At 39.2% G+C, this 1,367-nt stretch carries 1 protein-coding gene; it reads right to left on the bottom strand.

Annotated features, from left to right (window positions below):
- Positions 1–15: 15 nt before the first annotated feature.
- A complete protein-coding gene (locus CWC16_RS17770; protein ID WP_138542505.1) occupies positions 16–1,275 on the bottom strand; it encodes an IS4 family transposase in 1,260 nt (419 codons plus the stop codon).
- Between the last annotated feature and the right edge of the window lie 92 nt (positions 1,276–1,367).

Below are 1,367 nucleotides of genomic sequence, written 5' to 3'. Positions count from 1 at the left end.
TTCATAGCTTAGTTCTTAAGAGATATTGATCGCGTAACTTCCTATTTTAAAACGGCTAACGTCGTTATCTTTTTCAATGGGTTGCCGCTTACAATTTACCGCTAGTAGCTCAAGTACACGGTGTACCTTATGGTTGCACCGTGTTTGCTCTATGCAATCTAGAATATCATCTAACCAAAGATAACTGCATTTACTCGCTCTAAATGTCGAGATCGGACACTTAAACATAGTTGCTGCACTATGGCAGATAAAACGCTTGATAAGTGTTTGCAGTATACTCAGCCAAACCAGTGATTCGGCAATATGAGGATCTCGTGTGATAAATCCCTTAAGGTTATTCCATGACTTTAGCTCTTTGAAAAATAACTCAATTTGCCAGCGGGTCGCGTATATATCGAGTAACTCGTCAAAGTTAAACTGTACTTCATTTAAATTGGTAACAAGGAAAACGGGGCGCTTTTCATCCGGTAGATAGATAAGCCTATACTCGGGTCCATTTTTCTTCCAGCGTACTGTTAATTCAAGTGGTTGGCTTGCAAATTTCTCGAGTAACGTTTTGAGTTTAATATTTTTCTCTTTGAGTTCTATACCCGCGCAATAAGCTGATGTAACGGTTGGGTTGATGTTTTTATTTGCCCTGACCAAAAAGTAACCACCACCTTGAGCTACTTGCTCAAAGTAATCTAAGTCAAAATACCCTGCATCAGCAAGTAATAACGTATCTTCAAGTGTGTGACTGCCCGGTAAAAAGGCTCGTTCAGTTTCAACATCAGGACGAATATCTATTTCGCTGGGGTGTTCATTAAATAGGTCGTAAGTAACATGCAACTCAATTGCGGCAGGACTTATAGCAGTAAAACGGCCAGCAAAAACCTGAGCTAGTTCATCATGTAGAGCAAATGAAGAGCCATCTTGTAATAACACGCGTTGTATTCCTCGTTGAGTAAAAAAAGTTTTCTCCAGCGTGTTTACAGTCAATTTAGACATTGCTTGTATAACGAGTTCTCGGGCTAGCTCAGTCAATGCGGGTTTTCGAATTTGATTATGAAAAGGCTTATAACTGATTGTGCAACCAGCCTGCGTTCGCAGGTATTGATGGATATCTGATAAGTTAGCATCTTGCAGGCAAGATAAGCTTTTGAATACAGCTTTGAGTAAAGAGGCAATTGATAAACAACGGTGTCGAACCTGAAATCCAGAGTTTTTTGCAAGCTCAATGAGGTGTTTTTCAGAGATAAGGGCTTTTAATTGATTTGAAACTTGGTTAGTCTGCATGTGAACTCTGTTTTTGGTTAAACGATTATTGGCGTAACCATTTGATCATTAACAGAGTTCAACTTCAAGTTTTCTTAAGATCCAACCTATGA

Source organism: Pseudoalteromonas sp. S3776, assembly GCF_005886915.1.
In the GTDB taxonomy this organism is placed as follows: Bacteria; Pseudomonadota; Gammaproteobacteria; order Enterobacterales; family Alteromonadaceae; genus Pseudoalteromonas.
The sequence above is the reverse complement of the archived record's forward strand: the minus strand, read 5'-3'. Positions and strand labels throughout refer to the sequence as shown.